Source organism: Wenzhouxiangella sp. AB-CW3, from assembly GCF_014725735.1.
Lineage (GTDB): Bacteria > Pseudomonadota > Gammaproteobacteria > Xanthomonadales > Wenzhouxiangellaceae > Wenzhouxiangella.
Map to the genome: position 1 here is coordinate 2,745,769 of NZ_CP061368.1, position 16,229 is coordinate 2,761,997.

Consider the following 16,229-nt stretch of genomic DNA (forward strand, 5'->3'; position numbering starts at 1 on the left):
GCCCGGCTCACGGCAGTTCCAGCAGGGTGGTGCCGGTCTGGTCAGTAAAGCCCACCAGCACGACCTGGCCGGTATCGATGACCGGGCGCTTGATCAGCGCCGGGTGCTCCCGCAACAGCGGCAGCGCCCCTTCGGCGGTCCGGACCTGTTCACGGTCCGGGTCATCCAGCCCGCGCCAGGTCGTTGAACGCCGATTGACCAGATTGTCGACGCCCACCTCGTCCAGCCAGTGCCGCAGAGTGTCTTCATTCGGCACTTCCTCGCGCAGGTCATGCCAGCGGTAACTCACACCCGCCGCGTCGAGCCACTTTCGAGCCTTGCGGCAGGTATCGCAGGTCTTGATGCCGTAGAGATTCATCCGGTAAGGATAACGCAGGCCGGGTTACATCGGGACGAAAGGGCGGTTGGAGGCGGCAAAAGGTAAGAGGTAAAAGGTAAGAGGCAAGGGGTAAAAGGTGAGAGGGGAAGAGCTCTCCGTAGGCGGCTCTGGCGCGACACTGATTCCAGCGCGCCCCATCCTTTCACCTTTCACCTTTTCCCTCAAACACTACGCAACAACTCGTTCACCGAGGTCTTCGCCCGGGTCCGCTCATCCACCTGCTTCACGATAATCGCCGCATACAGGCTGTGACTGCCGTCGGCGGCCGGGAGGTTGCCGGCGACCACGACTGAACCGGCCGGGACCCGGCCGGTGGTGATCTCGCCGGTCGCACGGTTGTAGATGCGGGTCGACTGACCCAGATAAACACCCATCCCGATCACGGCCCCCTTCTCGACGATGACGCCCTCGACCACTTCCGAGCGAGCACCGATGAAGCAGCCGTCCTCGATGATGGTGGGGTTGGCCTGCAGGGGTTCGAGCACGCCCCCAATGCCGGCACCACCGGAAATATGCACACCGGCCCCGATCTGGGCACAGGAGCCAACCGTGGCCCAGGTATCAACCATGCTGCCGCCGCCCACAAACGCACCGATATTGACGTAGCTGGGCATCAGGACGACATCGTTGCCGATATGCGCACCGCGTCTGACCGTGGCTGTCGGCACCACCCGGGCACCGCAGTCAGCCGGCGAATCCAACGTATCGGCAAATCGGAGGTCAACCTTGTCGAAAAAGTTGCTAACCCCACCCTTCATCTCGCGATTGGCGGTGATGCGAAAATGCAGCAGAATGGCCTGCTTGAGCCACTGATTGACCCGCCAACCCTCATCAGTCGGCTCAGCCACGCGCAACTGGCCGCTTTCCAGCCCCTGAAGGCAGGTATCGATCGTGTCCCGCAGTGCGTCCGGTGCCGTGTCAGGCCGAAGCTGATCACGCTGATCCCAGGCGTCCTCGATGGCGGTTTTCAGTTTGCTCATTTCGTTTTTCATGGGTTGGAAGTTTAAAGTGTGAAGTGTGAAGTGTGAAGTGTGAAGGGGCGGGCTTGTGGTTGGTTTGTTCCGAGCTGCGGCTCCGGGGCTTCCGGGTAGGGGTGGTGTTAGGTGTTGGGTGTTGGGTGTTGGGTGTTAGGTTTGGTGCCAACTCCTTGCTTCTTAACACTTCACACCCAAATCCTCCACCTCCTACCACTACGCCCCCTCATCCCACATCCAACCGCTGCCTCAGCTCCTTTTCCAGTGTCTGACAAGCTTCATTGTTCAGTGCGGCGCCGTCGGCGTCGCTGATGGTGAACATGTCTTCCACGCGCTGGCCGAAGGTGGCGATGCGGGCGTCGTGCAGGCGGGCGCCGCAGGCGACCAGGGCTTCGGCGATGGCCGACAGCAATCCTGGGCGGTCGGTGGCGGCAATTTCCAGTTCGGTCATGCCATCGCTTTTTCGCAGGTCGATTTCGGCCTTGCCCATGAACGGCTGCAGACGGCGCGGCACGGGCCGTGGCGGCAGCGGGCGCACCCGCTTGGCGGCCAACTGCTCGATCAGCGAATGCTCAAGCCGGCCGGCATCGGAATCGTTGAGCGGCTGACCGTTTGCATCCATGACCTGAAACAGGTCCCAGCTCTTGCCGTCGCGAGTGGTGATCACCCGGGCGGCCAGTACGTTGAGCTGCATGCGGTCGAGCTCGCGGGCGACCACGGCGAACAGGCCGGGGAAGTCCTCGGCATGGACAAAGACCTCGCTGATACCCTTGTCCTGGTGACGCCGACAGGCCACCTGAGGCAGTGCCGTGGTTGCCAGCACCCGCTCGGTGGTCCAGACCAGTTGCTCCGGATCCAGCCGGAGAAATGCGCGGTCGGGCAGTTGTTTCCAGCAGTCATCGATACCCGGCCGGGCGGCACCACGCTCGAGCAGCATCGACTCGGCCTCGGCACGGGTTTCATCCAGACTGGTCTGTCGGTCGACCGGCTGATCTCGCTCCAGGGCTTCGACGGCACCCACGTAGAGCTCCCACAGCAGGCTGTCCTTCCATGAGTTCCAGAGCTTGGGGCTGGTGGCGGCGATATCGGCCACGGTCAGCACGAACAGGTGATCAAGTCGGCGCCGGCTGGCCACCGTGTCGGCAAAACGATTGACCACTTCCGGATCAGAGATGTCTTCGCGCTGGCTGGTACGCGACATCAGCAGGTGTTCGCGCACCAGCCACACGACCAGTTCGCGGTCCTCGTCCGGCATGTCCAGGCGAGCGACGAAGCGGCTTGCGTCTTCGGCTCCCAGCTCGGAGTGATCACCGCCCCGGCCCTTGGCAATGTCGTGAAACAGTGCGGCCAGGTACAGCACTTCCGGCCACTCGATGCGCTGGAAAATCTCGATGGCGTGAGCGAAGCGATCGGGGTGCTTGGCGTAGGCAAAGCGACGCAGGTTGCGGATGACGAACAACGTGTGCTGATCGACCGTGTAGACATGGAACAGATCGAACTGCATGCGCCCGGTGATCTGCGCGTACTCGGGCAGGAGCGCGGCCAGTACCCCGTAGCGGTTCATTCTGGCCAGCTGGCTGTAGACCTTGCGCGGTTTGCGCAACAGGGTCAGGAACATGTCCAGCACTTCGGGATCGTTGCGGTAATTCTCGTCGATCAGGTAGAGATGGTCACGTACCAGCCGGATGGTATTCGCCCGCACCCCGCGCAGCTCGGGGTGATCGGACAGCACCAGGAACATGCGCATGATCAGGCGAGGCTCGAGCACGAAGGCGTGCGGGTCCTTCAACTCCAGGTAGCCGTGTTGCAGGCGAAAGTGCTCGTCGATATCGGCCGAGGGCAGATGGCGCCGACCCACCAGCAGTTCTTCCTCGAAGGCCTGCAGCAGGCGTTCATTCAGTCGGGCCAACTGCATCACGTGCCGGTAATAGCCCTGCATGAACTGCTCGACCGGCTGGTTGGACTCGGTGCAATCGCCGTATCCGAAGCGCTCGGCCAGGCGGCGTTGATGCTCGAACAGCAGGCGTTCCTCGGCGCGGCCGGCCTGCTCGTGCAGCGCCCAGCGCAGGCGCCAGAGATAGTCGCGCCCGGCCACCAGGTCTTCGTGCTCGCGCTCACTCAGAAACTCGTGCTCGACCAGCCCGTGCAGGGTGGAGGTACCGAAATGGCGTCGGGTCACCCAGGCAATCATCTGCATGTCGCGCAACCCGCCCGGGCCTTCCTTCAGGTTGGGCTCGAGGTTGTAGATGGTGTCCTCGAACTGGGCATGGCGCTCTTCCTGTTCCTGGCTTTTGGCACTGAAGAATTCCGCGGCCGGCCACAATGCCGGCGCATCGGTGGCCTTGCGCATGGCTTCGAACAGCACGCCGTTACCGGCCAGAAGGCGCGATTCCATGAGATTGGTGGCCACGCCGACATCCCCGGCCGCCTCGGCCACGCATTCGGGTACCGTTCTCACGCTCTGGCCCGGATGCAGGCCGGCATCCCACAGCACCTGGATAAAGCGCTCAAGGGCCGATTCGTCGAGATCGTTGCTGTCGGGCCTGAGAATAAGCAAATCGACATCCGAGTGCGGGTGCAGCTCACCACGACCAAAACCACCGACAGCACAGAGCTCGAGGTCGCCATTGACCGGTGCCAGTCGCTCCCAGGCAGCCAGGATCAGCTGCTCCATGACCCAGGCCCGTGCATGGACAAGTTCGCGGATGTCGGTTTCGGCGGCGAACGCCCGCTCGAGCTCCCGATCGGCATCGCGACGCATGGCACCCAGTGCGCCGGCCAGCACACTCGGGTCGGCTGCCAATTCGGCCAGCGCTGCCATGTCGAGGCAGTCGCGGGTGGCCGGAACTGCGCTCAGTCGTTCGGTCACAGCTCGTCGTCGGGCAACCGGGTCAGCACATCGACACCATCGTCGGTCACGGCCATGGTGTGTTCCCACTGCGCCGACAGGCTGCGATCCCGCGTGATCACCGTCCATTCATCGGGCAGCAGGCGTGTATGGCGTTTGCCCAGGTTGACCATGGGCTCGATGGTGAAGGTCATGCCCGGCTCAAGCACCACGCCTTCGCCGGGGCGGCCGTAGTGCAGCACCTGGGGAGCTTCGTGGAAGCCGCGACCGATGCCGTGTCCGCAGTATTCGCGCACCACCGAGCAGCGTTCCCCTTCGGCATAGGTCTGTATGGCATGCCCGATATCACCCAGGGTCACGCCGGGCCGCACCATTTCTATGCCGGTCAGCAGGGCGCGATGAGCCACCTCGCAGACCCGACGCGCTTTTACCGAGGGCTCGCCGACGTAGAACATCTTCGAGGTATCGCCATGCCAGCCATCCTGAATAACGGTGATGTCAATATTGAGAATATCGCCGCTCTTTAGCTTGCGATCACCCGGAATGCCGTGACAGACCACGTGATTGAGCGAGGTGCAGATCGATTTCGGAAACCCGCGATAATTGAGCGGCGCCGGCACGGCCCCGAGTTCGTCGACGATGAATTCGTGACAGATCCGGTCGAGCTCCGCGGTGGTGACCCCAACCTTCACGTGCTCGCGAATCATGCGCAATACACTGGCGGCCTGCTGTCCTGCCACGCGCATGGCCTCGATCTGGTCGGGCGTCTTGATGTGAATCCGGTTGTCCATGGTATTGATCTTTCAGGCCATTCAGAAGTCTAACGCAAGCACGTCAATTTGGGGGCCGCGACGGGAGATTTCCAGCGGACAGCCATGACAACCTGCCTATGCCTTCTGGCACGTGTCAGACCGGATGCAGTCTGGCAAGCTATGCACACCGTTTGAAATCACCGTTTCCAGGGAGCCGGTAAGTGAAAAAAGTATTGAAGTTTGTGCTGCCTCCGGTGCTGATCCTGCTGTCGATCGTCGTCGTGGTCATGATGGCAATGAATCGGCCAACCCCGCCGGAACGCGAGGCCACAAGTGCTGCCATGCTGGTCGATGTCATCGAAGCACGCGAATCAGACGGCCATTTCATGATCAGCGCACAGGGCACGGCCCGCCCCCGCACGGAAACAACCATCGTCAACGAGGTTAGTGGCCGAGTGGTGGAGGTTTCCGAGCGTTTTGCCGCCGGGGGCTTCTTCCGCGCCGACGAGGTGCTGGCGCGTATCGACCCAAGCGATTATGAAGCCGCCCTGGTTCAGGCCCGTGCCGAGCTGGCATCGGCCGAAGCCCAACTGGCCGACGAGCGCGCGCGATCGGAGCAGGCACGCAAGGACTGGGAACGCATGCATGGCGATGCCCGTCAACCCAGCGACCTGGTCTTGCGCCTGCCGCAACTGGCCGGGGCCGAGGCCGCCGTCAAGGCGGCGGAAGCCTCTGTCATGCGCGCCGAGCGCAATCTCGAACGCACCCGCATCAGTCTGCCCTACGAAGGCCTGGTCCGGGCGCGTGATATCGATCTTGGCCAGTTTGTGAGTTCCGGCACCACCCTGGGTCGGGCATTTGCCGTTGACGTCGCCGAGATCCGCCTGCCACTTTCCGATCAGGATCTCGCCTTTCTGGACCTGCCCGGACCGGGGCACGCCGACAGCTACTTCACCCCCGTCACCCTGTCGGGAACAGTGGGCGGACAGCGTGGCCTCTGGAGCGGACGCGTGGTGCGCACAGAGGGCGTCATCGATGAAGGAACCCGGCTGAGCTACGCGGTGGTTGAAATTGAAGATCCCTACGGTCTGCTGGGCCAGATTCGCGCCGTTCCTCTGCAGATGGGGACTTTCGTCCGTGCCGAAATACGCGGGCGTTCGTCCGATGGGCTCATCGAGCTGCCGCGCTCGGCCCTGCGCGAGGGCGACACCCTGTTTCTGGCCGATGAATCCGACCGGCTGGACGTTCGCCCGGTCCAGGTGGTTCGCCGCACCCCGCACCGGGTCTACCTGCACAACAACATCCGCCCTGGCGAGCGCGTGGTGACCACAGCCATCCCCGCCCCCCTGCCCGGCATGTCCCTGCAGCCGCGCGAAGCTACTGACGAACAACCCGAACTGCGCCTGCTGCCGCCCGAACTGGCAGACGCCCGGGAGGACGAATCGTGAATCCTGAGCGCAACTGGTACGGAAACATCATTGCCTGGTTCGCTCACAACAATGTGGCGGCCAACCTGCTGATGGTCTGCCTGATTGCCGGCGGGCTCTACTCGGCCATCACCATCACCAAGGAAGTCCAGCCCCGGATCGAAACCAACTTCATCACGGTCAGCGTGGCCTACCGGGGCGGCACACCCCGCGATGTCGAGGAAGGCGTGCTGATCAAGATCGAGGAAGCCATTCAGGATCTTGAGGGGGTACGCGAAATCATCGCCACGGCCCGCGAGGGCTCGGGCACGGTCACCGTGGAGGTCGAACCGGAATACGATGTGCTGGAAGTGCTCGACAACGTCAAGATGCGGGTCGATTCCATACCGACATTCCCGGCCGAAACCGAGCGCCCGACCTATCGGCGCAACACCTGGACCCAGGAGGTCATCTGGGTGTCGGTCCATGGCGATGTACCCGAACGCACCCTAAAGGAGTTCTCGCGCCAGATTCGCGACGACATCACCGCCCTGCCCTCGGTCACCCAGGCCGAGCTGATCGGAGCGCGACCCTACGAGATCTCGATCGAGGTTCAGGAGGAAACGCTCAGGGGCTACAACCTCACCCTGGGCGATGTAGCCGATGCCATTCGACGCTCCTCCCTGGATCTGCCCGGCGGTCGCATTCAGGCCACCGGGGGCGACGTACTGGTGCGCGCCATTGGCCAGGCCTACGTGGGGCAGGATTTCGAGGAAATCGTCGTGCGCACCAACCCCGATGGCAGTCGGGTGCGGGTGCGCGACATTGCTGAAATTCGTGATGGCTTTGTAGACCGTGATTTCTACTCCCGTCACAACGGCGACCCGGCCATTGCCATCCGGGTGTCTTCCATCGGCGAGCAAAATGCCCTGGCCATCTCGCGCGAAGTGCGCGAATACATCGACGAAAAAAAGGACTCGCTACCTTCCGGAATTGGCGTGGACTGGTGGGCGGACGTGTCCTACTACCTGAGCGACCGGCTACAGATGATGGGCAAGAACCTGTTCGCCGGTGCCGCGCTGGTGTTCCTCATTCTGACCCTGTTTCTACGCCTGAAGCTCGCTTTTTGGGTCATGGTCGGACTGCTGGTGGCCTTTCTCGGTGCATTGTGGATGTTGCCGGTGGTCGGGGTGACCATCAACCTGATCAGCCTGTTCGGCTTTCTGGTGGTGCTGGGTATCGTGGTCGACGACGCCATCATCATGGGAGAATCGGCCTACACGGAGATACGCGCCCGTGGCCACTCGGTGGAGAATGTGGTCAATGGGGTATACAAGGTTGCCATTCCGGCCACCTTCGGCGTACTGACAACCATCGCCGCCTTCCTGCCCATACTGCTGGTTTCGGGTGTTGAAGGTCAGTTCTTTGCCGCCATCGGCTGGGTGGTGGTGCTGTGTCTGGTGATGTCGATTGTCGAGTCGAAGCTCATTTTGCCGGCTCACCTGGCACACATGCGCGTCAAGAAGTACGAAAGCGACACCCCCAATCGTTTCGTTCGGTTCCAGCGTGGTTTTTCCGACAACCTCTACAAGCTGGTGGACAACTACTACCTGCCGTCGCTGCGGGTCATGCTGAAAAACCGCTACCTGGCCCTGGCCGGCTTCATTTCTCTGCTGATCCTGTCGCTGGGGCTGATCGTCGGCGGATTCCTGCGCGTCGTGTTCTTTCCCGATATCGCCGGCGATTTCATGCGCGTCGACCTGGAAATGAATGAAGGCACACCGGCCTATGTCACGCATGGCAACATGGACCGGCTGGAGCAGGCGCTACGCGTGGTCGACGAGGACATGCAGGACACGCTGGGGCTGGATCATCCGGTCATCCGTACCACCTTCTCCTGGTCGGGCTCTGAAGTGTCCGGCGGCATGCTGGTCGAGCTTACACGCACCGACGACCAGCGCATCACGACGCGCGAGATCGAACGACGCTGGCGCGAGGAAGTGGGTGACATGCCCGGCGTCCGCGGCCTACGCATCGGCAGCGCCGGCGGTCCTGGTGGCGACGGACCCGACCTGTCTTTCCAGCTGGTGGGCCGCGATTTGAATCAGCTTGAGGCAGCCGCGGCCGAACTGGAATCGCGCATCCGCACCTACGAGGGCACCTACGATATTCGCAACTCCTTCGAGGGGGGCATGCGCGAACTTCAGCTCAAGATTCGCCCCGAGGCCGAGATTCTCGGGCTTAGCCAGCAGGATCTTGCTCGCCAGGTCCGTCAGGCCTTTTTCGGCGAGGAAGTGCAGCGCATCCAGCGCGGTCAGGACGACGTGCGCGTCATGGTGCGCTACCCACGCGAGCAGCGCAGTTCGGAAGGCTATCTCGAAGCCATGCGCATCCGCACCGCCGACGGTCAGGAAGTGCCATTCGATGCGGTGGCCGATGTGGTTGAAGGCAGCAGCCCCTCCACCATCCGCCGCTTCGACAGAGAACGCTCGATTAGCGTGAGCGGTCGTGTCGATACCGATGTGGCCGAACCGGGCCGCATCTCCTCGGAACTGCGCGAAACCTACCTGCCGCAGGTACTGGATAGCTACCCGGGCGTGCGCTATCGTCTGGCCGGCCAGACCCGCAGCCAGCAGGAGGTGCGTACCGACCTGATATGGGGCACATTCTTCGCACTGTTCCTGATTTACGCGCTGATTGCCATACCGCTGAGGTCCTACCTGCAGCCACTGCTGATCATGTCGGTGATCCCCTTCGGCATGATCGGGGCGGTCATCGGCCACATGGTTCTGGGCCTGCCGATCAGCATGCTCAGCCTGTTCGGCATCATCGCCCTGGCCGGTGTCGTGGTCAACGACAGCCTGATCCTGGTGGATTTCGTCAATCGCCACAGACGCATGGGTGAATCGCGCATCGAGGCAGCGATTAAAGCCACCCGGGCACGCTTCCGCGCCATCGTGCTGACCTCGCTGACCACGTTCCTGGGCCTGGCACCCATCGTGTTCTTCGAGACCAGCCTGCAGGCGCAGATCGTCATCCCCATGGCTACTTCGCTGGCCTTCGGCATCGTCTTTGCCACCATCATCACGCTGGGGCTTATTCCCATTCTGTACCTGATCGGCGATGACTTCACGCGCCTGGTGCAGCGACTGACCGGGCGTGAACGTAACGGTATGGTGGCGTCGGAGGTGGTTTGAAGGGGGAAGGTTTGAAGTGTGAAGTGTGAAGTGTGAAGGGGCGGGCTTGTGGTTGGGTTGTTGTGGGCTTGCAGCTCCGGGGCTTTGGGGAGGGGTGGTGCTGGGAGCTAGGTGTTAGGTGTTAGGTGTTAGGTGTTAGGTGTTAGGGGTTAGGGGTTAGGTGTTAGGTGTTAGGGGTTAGGTGTTAAGGGTCTGGGGTTTGGGAAAAAGAAGGGCCGGCAGGTTGGGCTGCCCGGCCCTTGAAAACAGTATGGAGGACTGTTGAAGTATTGTTTTGGGTAGCGTTGCGCTTCCTATCGCAAGTGCGGTCAGAACACTGACCGTACTCCTAGCACGAAGCGCCGGCCGTTCTGGTAGATGGAGAACAGACGGGAGCGGTCGGTGTTGTACTCGACTACTTTTTCGTCGGTCAGGTTGATGGCATCGAACACAAAGCTCACGTTTTCATTGAGGTTGTAGCTCAGGCTCAGGTCAAGCTGACCGAAAGAGTCGTTCCAGAGCTCGTCACCGTTGAAGTGCAGGCCCTTGTACCATTCGGTACGGTAGTTGTACATGGCCCGGGCGGAGAACTGGTCGGTTTCGTAGTACGCCGTCAGGTTGTACATGTGATCCGATGGACCCTCGATCAGGCCGGAGCCGGGCACACTGGGATCGCGTTCCTCGCGGCGACTTGCCGAGGTATAGGTATAGTTGGCGATCACGCCGATGTTGTCGGTAATCGCCTGCTGATAGCTTAGCTCCAGCCCGCGGGTCACGCCACCAGGTCCATTTTCAGGACGCGTGAAGGTGACATCAACAAACTCTTCTTCCTCCTCCCAGAATCGCTCGTCGACAAAGGTCGAGAAACTGCGATAGCTGTCGACATCCTTGTAGAAGAAGGTGGCGGCCAGCAATGACTGGGGGGCGAAGTACCATTCGTAGGCCAGATCCAATTGATCGGCAATAATGGGTTCGAGGTGCGGATTGCTGGCCGTTCCAGTCGGTTGCGCCACATTCAGCGAACCATGAGAGATCGAGGTGGAAATGTCGTTCCAGTTCTGTCGTGCCATGACGCGTGCCAGGGAAAACCGCAGCACTGTGTCATCCCGCAAGTCGTAGGCAAAGTTGAAGGAAGGAAGCACTTCCTGGTAATTGTTGCGCTCGGTCCGCCACTCCAGGGTTTCCGGTGTCAACCATTCACGGTCAATGGTCCAGAGACCGAAGCTGTCCTCGGAGAACTCATAGCCACCGGAAGTCTGGCGAGTATCCACGTAGCGGACACCGATGTTGCCGCGATAGTTGAGGCTGGCGAAATCGGCCTGCAGGTACACGGCGGTGATCTCTTCCTCAACCGCCCAGTTTTCGGCCAGGATCAGGGAACGTGCGAAATCGGCGGGCACACCGTCGAGGCCCTCAAAGGCAATCTCCTCCATGCGGCGACGGTCATGAGCAAACTGTTCGGTCAGGTTGCCGCGCATCACTGCATCGACGGTCAGCGGCCCGGTTGCCAGTCCGCAGTCGGCCATGGTCGGGCAGGTTGCAAAGATATAGTCCAGGTAGTTGGGTGCCAGGTCTTCGTCGGCCATGGTGCCGGGGCCGTGCCAGCTATACGCGGTCCGGTCCTGGGTACGCTCGGCATCGCGATACTTGGCGCCAAAATGGAGGTCGGTAATGATGCCGTAGTGAAGGGGCATATCCACGTCGAGTTGCAGATAGTCTTCTGCATCGGTCGTGGGCCTTTCCCCGCCCCAGATCCAGCCTGCGTTCAGGTTGGCCGGATTGGAGGCATCGCCCTCGGTGCTGGCGTACGGCACCGACCCGGTCAGGTCGAAGTCATACCCGGTATCCATTCCGTATTCCCACGAGGTTTCCCGGAGCGTGCCGCCGGAGGCCCGGGTCGAACCGATCTGGAATTCCAGATTGTATTGATCGCCGTGATAGTCCGCCTGCAGCTGGGTCGAGCGGGTCTTGGTCTCTCCCTTTCGGTTGATGAAGTTGTAGGCCGCCATTCCAGTGTCGGGAACACGACCCGCCACCACGCTGTTGTCCACGCTTGAGATATCGGTCAACGCTTCTGCGTCGTTGTTGACAAAGATCAGCCAGTTCGAGTTCTGATTGTCCGCGTTGACCTCTGAATGCAGACTGTTGAGGGTAAAGGTCAAGCGGTCGGTAGGCTCCCACTGCATGGATCCAAAGAAAGTCTGGCGTTCGCGCTGCTGTTCAAAGCGGGGGGCACCCACATGACTGGGCACCCGCTGGCCGTCCAGATGCTCTTCGTTGTGTGGCCAGCCAAGTATCTCGATGCCTTCCCGAACCACCTCGCGATCCTGACGAATGGCGGATACCAGCACCCCGAAATCCTCGTTGTCGTTCTTCCAGGAATACATCGCATAAGCCTGCGGGTCCAGGCTGGAGGAAGCTTCCGAGTACTGCAACTCGGCACCCAGGTGCGTGGTATGCGCATCCAGGTTGAGTGGCCGGTGGGTTCGCATGTAAACGGCGCCGCCAATCGAACCCTCGTCAAGACTGGCCATGGGCGACTTGTAGACTTCCAGCGCCGAAACCAGGGCCGAGGGGAGCATGGTGTAATTGAAGCTGCGCACCGGATCGTCAAGTATGAACCAGTCGGCCGTGGCAATGGTCTGGCCATTGAGCAGGGTGCGGTTATGTGCCGGCCCGGCGCCCCTGACCGTGATCTTTTCCCCTTCCCCGAACTCGCGGGTCACGCCAATCCCGGTCACACGAGACAGTGATTCGGCGACATTGTGGTCGGGAAACTGGCCGATGTCCTCGGCGGTGACCACATCCACCACCGCATCGGAATGACGCTTGACCGACAGGGCCGCTTCCTGGGCGGCACGAATGCCCCGGACCTCGATGACGTCCAGGTCGTCCAGTGACATGTCGTCGCGCTCGGTTTCTTCACCACCAGCCATGACTGTGCCAGGCATGGCCAGTGCGGCACCGCCAAGCAGCAAGCCGAACTTGACTGCAAGGGCGCATCGAGTCAGTTTCAGGTCAATCATGAGCACTCTCCCATGCTTTCAGTTGAGTGGTTCGGCGCCGCCAGAATCGGCACGTTCACGAGACTTTCAGCCGGAGCTTTTCGCGTCGGGGCTTTCCGCGCCGCTTCGTGACAACGCTGTCATTTTCAGCCCGTTATACAGAAACTTCTTGTTAATTGCAAAGTGAAGGGCAGGATTTTTCCCGCGTCGCCAGTCGCCCCTCCCTCAGTTGTGTGTTTTTTTGGTGTGATTTCAGTGCTTTACTGATAAAATCAGCAGCGATTTCCGTCCGCAGCGGATTTCGGCGGTGGGCGCCATGGACAGCCAACGTTGTCTCAGTTGCCAGAAAATCACCCCCGCCCTCACAGGCGGATGTAGATCCCCCGACGGTGCAGACAAGCAGATACCAGCCAGAAAATCAGCACATGCATCAGGGCAAAGATCAGGGACGCGGTCTTGTCGGGCAGGCCCTGAGCCAGCATTTCGAACCCCCACTGGTAAAGGCTCATGGCCTGATCACCCTCGCCCCAGCGGATCAGCTCGGCGGCAGTGACGGCCCACATCCATGCCAGCATGTAGACAAACAGCGGATTTGTGCCGTAGGTCACCAGTGGCTGCAGCCACTGTCGGCCACGTGCGTGCTGGAACAATCCGACCAGCAGGGCCAGCAGGAGCACCGTCAGCCCACCGGAAAAGGCGACATAGCTGCCGCTCCACAACGGCTTGTTGATTGGCCACGCGAGGTGCCACAGCGCGCCCAGCCCGGCCAGTGAAAAGCCCATGATGGCCAGCTCGGGAACCTGCCGACGCTCCTTGAGCCGTATCAGCCGACTGACCACCAGGTAACCCAGGAGCACCGAACTGACCGCCGGAAGCGTACTCAGCAACCCCTCGGGATCGAATGGCACCCCGAACCCCTGGAACAGATGGCGCTCACCCAGCAGCCAGATGTCCAGACGCTGTATCGCATTACCCTCCAGCGCATGACCATGCCCTTCGGAAAACAGGTGTAGCATGCCCCAGTAGGCCAGCGGCAACACCACTGCCGCCACCACCAGCCCCCGCGTACGCAGGTGAAGGACCAGCACCGCGGCAATACCGAAGCACAATGCAATGCGCTGCAGCACCCCCGGGATGCGCAACTCGGTCAATGGCTGATTGAACGGGTAGACATGCAGCAACAGGCCGCAGGCAAAGAGCAGGGCCGCGCGCCGACCGATACGCGCCAGCCGGTGCGTCGAGACCCTGGCAGAGCCCATGGAAAAATACATGGCCGCCCCCACGGCGAACAGAAACATGGGAAAGACGAGATCGGCCAGCGTGAACCCATCCCAGGCGGCATGCAGCAATGGCGGATAGACGTGTTGCCAGGAGCCCGGGGTATTGACCAGGATCATCAGGGCGATGGCCAACCCGCGCAGCGCATCCAGCGCCAGAAATCGTTGCCGTGGAAGCACAGTCATGCCGTGGTGATCAGCAACCCGGTCGCGGCATCGGGACCGGCATTGACAAGCCCCCCTGCGTTGATAATGTGGCTCAGGTCGATTTTCGTACCGTCACGACCCCTTCCAGGATCAATCATGGCCGACTTCCTGACCGGCCATCCAGGTCCGGCAGACCCGCAGGGAATCATCCAGCAATACCAGGTCGGCCGGCCCACCCGGCCTGATTCGACCCTGGTCGCCGTCCAGCCCGACCGCCCGCGCCGGTTGCAAAGAGGCCATGCGCAAGGCCTGTTCCGGCTCGACCCCCAGCCTGTCGGTTGCGTAGCGTACGGCCGCACCCAGGTCCAGCACCGACCCGGCAAGGCGCCCTTCTTCATTGACCAGGCGATCAGAATCGCGACGGACGCGATCACCCAGCAGCGTAAACTCCTGCTGCTGCGTTCCGACAGGCGGCATGGCGTCGCTGACAAGAACCATGCGCCGGCGGCCGGCACAATCCAGCGCCAGGCGTGCTGTCAGCGGATGCAGGTGATGGCCATCAAGAATTAGACCGCACCAGCTGTCGGGATGCGAAAGAGCCGTCCCGACCATGCCGGGGTCGCGCGCCGTCAGGGGCGACATGGCATTGAAAAGATGCGTAAAACCGCTGGCACCAGCCTCCAGGGCGGCACTGACAGTGTCGGTATCGGCATTGGAGTGCCCCAGAAACACCACCACACCAGAATCCACCAGTTCCCGAATTCGGGTCGGCGGCACCACCTCCGGAGCGACCGTCAAGAGCCGTACACCCACCTCCTCGCGGGAATAGAGATCCAGCTCACGGTCGGCCAGCGGGCGGATATGACGCTCAGGATGCGCGCCGCGCTTGACGGTGGAAATATGGGGGCCCTCGAAGTGGACGCCCGCAATGCCTGGAATGCCGCGGCGGCGCGCCTCGATGGCCAGCTCAATCCCTCTTGTCATAGCCTCGAGGGAATCGGTGATCAGCGTTGGCAACAGGCTGGTGGTGCCGAGACGGGCGTGGGCCGACACCATGCGGGCCAGATCGTCTGGCTCCCGGGCGGTATTGAACAGTACGCCACCGCCACCGTTGACCTGGATGTCGACAAAGCCGGGGGCCAGTACACCCGGGAGCGGGCTCTCGCCAGCATCACACGGGGTCACAGCCGTAATTCGGCCCAGGTGCCAGGCGACCCGGACATTGCTGTGCCAGGTATCACCGTCGAACAGCCGCCCAACAGAAAGTTCAGAGGGCATCGCAGGCCCTGGCCCCTTCGCTGGTGGATTGATGCGCAAACCATACCGCGCCCCACTCCGGCGCAGCTTGCGGTTCGCACAATCGAGGCTGAACGTCGTCGGCCAGAAACGGACGGATATTGCCGGCCAGCCCCCCGGACAGGGCGATACGGGCCGGGTCATATTCGAGCAGGCGATAGGTCATGTTGCTGATGTGCATGGCCGCCTCGTCGACAATGGCCTGTGCACAGGCATCACCGCGCTCGGCCCACTCGAACACCAGCGGAGCATGGCGGGCGTACAGCGCCGGCGTGGCATCGGTGAAGTACTGAGCCAGACCAACCTGATCCTGGCACTGGCAGCTTTCCAGCAGGGCCTGCGTCAACCGGGTATCGGGTGTGATACGGTCCATGCTCAGCAACACCTCACGAAGCATCTGCAGCCCCATCCAGGCCCCACTGCCGTTGTCGCCATGCGGAAACCCGTGCCCGCCCACCTCGGCCACCCTGTCGCCGCTACGAACCTGGCCGCAGGATCCCGTGCCGATGATGATGACTCCCCCGTCCAAACCACTGTGGGCCCCCAGGCAGGCAATGTGCAGGTCACTGGTCAGGTGAAACTCGGCAAAGGGATGATCCCACTGCCTGAACAGGGTGTAGAACTGGGGCAGATTGACCCCCGCCAGGCCTGCGCCGACCACCAGGTCGGCCATGGCAGACTCCGCCAGACCCGCGCTCTGCAAGGCCTGACGCGTGGCATCCAGGATCGAACTGATCGCGGCATCCATGCCACGCACCGGGTTACCCGGCCCGGCAATGCCCTGACCAAGCAGCTCCTTTCCATCCGCGGAAACCAGAATGGCGCGGCACTTGCTGCCACCACCATCTATTCCCAGGATATAGGACGCCTCCCCGGTTTCCTCTGACGTTTTACTCATTCACCAACCTCTGGATTCAATTCATTGATGACACGGTCTGCAAGAAGCACCTGGTTCCGGGGCAACCCTGA

General features: G+C 61.8%; 10 protein-coding genes. 2 read left to right on the forward strand and 8 right to left on the reverse strand.

Features of this window, described 5'->3' with window-relative positions; translation table 11 throughout:
* Positions 1-7: 7 nt before the first annotated feature.
* The 4 genes from IC757_RS11990 to map form a co-directional block, all read right to left on the reverse strand.
* Positions 8-358, reverse strand: coding sequence for an arsenate reductase (locus tag IC757_RS11990; protein WP_190974544.1), 351 nt, complete (start codon positions 356-358; stop codon positions 8-10).
* Between the two features lie 182 nt (positions 359-540).
* Positions 541-1,359: a 2,3,4,5-tetrahydropyridine-2,6-dicarboxylate N-succinyltransferase gene (dapD, locus tag IC757_RS11995; protein WP_190974545.1), complete on the reverse strand. Its 819-nt coding sequence runs from the start codon at positions 1,357-1,359 to the stop codon at positions 541-543.
* 220 nt (positions 1,360-1,579) lie between these two features.
* Positions 1,580-4,222, reverse strand: a complete 2,643-nt coding sequence (gene glnD, locus IC757_RS12000; protein ID WP_190974546.1) for a [protein-PII] uridylyltransferase — start codon at positions 4,220-4,222, stop codon at positions 1,580-1,582.
* Positions 4,219-4,992 (reverse strand): type I methionyl aminopeptidase, encoded by a 774-nt coding sequence (gene map / locus IC757_RS12005; protein ID WP_190974547.1) that lies wholly within the window; start codon positions 4,990-4,992, stop codon positions 4,219-4,221. Before map ends, glnD begins: the two co-directional genes overlap by 4 nt.
* A gap of 182 nt (positions 4,993-5,174) precedes the next feature.
* Between map and IC757_RS12010 the strand changes: the two genes are divergently transcribed.
* Positions 5,175-6,401: an efflux RND transporter periplasmic adaptor subunit gene (locus IC757_RS12010; protein ID WP_190974548.1), complete on the forward strand. Its 1,227-nt coding sequence runs from the start codon at positions 5,175-5,177 to the stop codon at positions 6,399-6,401.
* On the forward strand, positions 6,398-9,556 hold the full coding sequence (locus IC757_RS12015; RefSeq protein ID WP_223846109.1) for an efflux RND transporter permease subunit: 3,159 nt from the start codon (positions 6,398-6,400) through the stop codon (positions 9,554-9,556). Before IC757_RS12010 ends, IC757_RS12015 begins: the two co-directional genes overlap by 4 nt.
* A 308-nt stretch (positions 9,557-9,864) precedes the next feature.
* Here IC757_RS12015 and IC757_RS12020 read toward each other — a convergent pair whose 3' ends face one another.
* The 4 genes from IC757_RS12020 to nagK form a co-directional block, all read right to left on the reverse strand.
* Positions 9,865-12,561: a TonB-dependent receptor gene (locus IC757_RS12020; protein ID WP_223846110.1), complete on the reverse strand. Its 2,697-nt coding sequence runs from the start codon at positions 12,559-12,561 to the stop codon at positions 9,865-9,867.
* A 341-nt stretch (positions 12,562-12,902) separates the two neighbouring features.
* Positions 12,903-14,003, reverse strand: coding sequence for an acyltransferase family protein (locus IC757_RS12025; protein WP_190974549.1), 1,101 nt, complete (start codon positions 14,001-14,003; stop codon positions 12,903-12,905).
* 111 nt (positions 14,004-14,114) lie between these two features.
* On the reverse strand, positions 14,115-15,242 hold the full coding sequence (gene nagA / locus IC757_RS12030) for an N-acetylglucosamine-6-phosphate deacetylase (protein WP_190974550.1): 1,128 nt from the start codon (positions 15,240-15,242) through the stop codon (positions 14,115-14,117).
* Positions 15,232-16,158, reverse strand: a complete 927-nt coding sequence (nagK, locus tag IC757_RS12035) for an N-acetylglucosamine kinase (protein ID WP_190974551.1) — start codon at positions 16,156-16,158, stop codon at positions 15,232-15,234. Before nagK ends, nagA begins: the two co-directional genes overlap by 11 nt.
* Positions 16,159-16,229 lie beyond the last annotated feature (71 nt).

What these genes read in the sequence shown, in the direction of transcription:
- nagK (WP_190974551.1), bottom strand. Translation starts at nt 16,158, where the DNA reads ATGAGTAAAACGTCAGAGGAAACCGGGGAGGCGTCCTATATCCTGGGA.
- dapD (WP_190974545.1), bottom strand. Translation starts at nt 1,359, where the DNA reads ATGAGCAAACTGAAAACCGCCATCGAGGACGCCTGGGATCAGCGTGAT.
- IC757_RS12025 (WP_190974549.1), bottom strand. Translation starts at nt 14,003, where the DNA reads ATGACTGTGCTTCCACGGCAACGATTTCTGGCGCTGGATGCGCTGCGC.
- map (WP_190974547.1), bottom strand. Translation starts at nt 4,992, where the DNA reads ATGGACAACCGGATTCACATCAAGACGCCCGACCAGATCGAGGCCATG.
- nagA (WP_190974550.1), bottom strand. Translation starts at nt 15,242, where the DNA reads ATGCCCTCTGAACTTTCTGTTGGGCGGCTGTTCGACGGTGATACCTGG.
- IC757_RS12020 (WP_223846110.1), bottom strand. Translation starts at nt 12,561, where the DNA reads ATGATTGACCTGAAACTGACTCGATGCGCCCTTGCAGTCAAGTTCGGC.
- IC757_RS11990 (WP_190974544.1), bottom strand. Translation starts at nt 358, where the DNA reads ATGAATCTCTACGGCATCAAGACCTGCGATACCTGCCGCAAGGCTCGA.